Here is a 1,085-nt window from a genome sequence, read left to right as displayed (position 1 = left end):
GTGGACGAGATCGACCAGGACATCAACGAATTGCTCGCGCGTATTGACATCCTCGAACAGATCCTCAAACACCGCGGACTGCAATTCGACATACCGGGCGAACGCCTGCGCCTGGAGATCGGTCAAGCTGGTGAAGTGGTAGGTGATCGACCCGAGCGGCACGCCGGCCCGGGCGGCGATGTGCCGATGCGTCGTCCCGGCCACCCCATGATCCGCAATGACGTCGAGGGTGGCGTCCAGGATGTGTGTCTTGCGGCCGGGGTCGTTGCGACGGGTCCGTCGCCGCCCGCCACCCGATGCGGCGGAGGTCTGGCGCTCGCCACCGGCCATTTCCTTGGCCGTTTCACCTTCGGGAGGGTCCGCCGACGGCGGTTCGATGTGCAGCATGCGCACAAACGTATAAGCCTTAAGAACAGATGTACAAATCAAAGATGCTCATCGCCACCACGCCGCGGCAGCACACCTCGCACCTACCGCATCCCGCACAAACCGGCCGCTCGCCATCCTCTGCGGTCCGGACGGCTACCCTCATGATCGCCTCAGCCCCGGCTGGCCGAAGGAAGCACTGCGACCTTCCGGTTGGGCGCACTCGCCATCCGCAACAACCACACGATCCAAGCTCCGCCAGCGGCCGCCCGGATCAGCGTCGGCGGTCGCCCCCGCCATCGTCGCCCCGGCACCGGACGCGCGCTGGCGGGCGTGATTGGTGACGGCCACGGTCATCGAGCCGCCGCTCCCGCGAAGGTCCCTGACCGGCCTCAGCCATTGCGCCGCGCCCCCGCGCCGCTTACGGCGGGGATGATGACCGTAGCGACGGGCTCTGATGATCTCTGCCTTCCCGGCGTCGCGGTTCCTGTCTGCCTTGCTGTGGATGAGCGAGGTGATGCTCGGCAGCAGGAAGCCCAGGACGACGAGCAGGATGGTGATGGGGTCCATCTTCTTCTCCTTCGGTGGAGGCCCTTGATTGCCCCGTGTGGGGCGGCCGTCACCACTGAAGAGGGATAGGTCCGGGATTCTCTTTACACGCCAGCGAAGTCTTCCCGGGTTCCCCGCCAGGGATCCCCTACTTGCGGTATGCCCTGTAC

At 65.9% G+C, this 1,085-nt stretch carries 2 protein-coding genes; both read right to left on the bottom strand.

The features are described 5' to 3' along the window. Nucleotides 1-387, bottom strand: a 387-nt coding sequence (locus ACWFR4_RS49185) for a TetR/AcrR family transcriptional regulator (protein ID WP_453658553.1), incomplete at its 3' end; no start/stop codon positions are given. A 141-nt stretch (nucleotides 388-528) separates the two neighbouring features. After that, nucleotides 529-936: a hypothetical protein gene (locus ACWFR4_RS49180; RefSeq protein ID WP_453658551.1), complete on the bottom strand. Its 408-nt coding sequence runs from the start codon at nucleotides 934-936 to the stop codon at nucleotides 529-531. Nucleotides 937-1,085: the final 149 nt, after the last annotated feature.

Source organism: Streptomyces sp. NPDC055140, from assembly GCF_053607285.1.
Note: the sequence above shows the minus strand (reverse complement) of the source record. Positions and strands in the feature narration are given on the sequence as shown.

Bases quoted from the DNA above. Each gene is read 5' to 3' on its own strand.
- ACWFR4_RS49180 (WP_453658551.1), bottom strand. From the start codon at position 936: ATGGACCCCATCACCATCCTGCTCGTCGTCCTGGGCTTCCTGCTGCCG.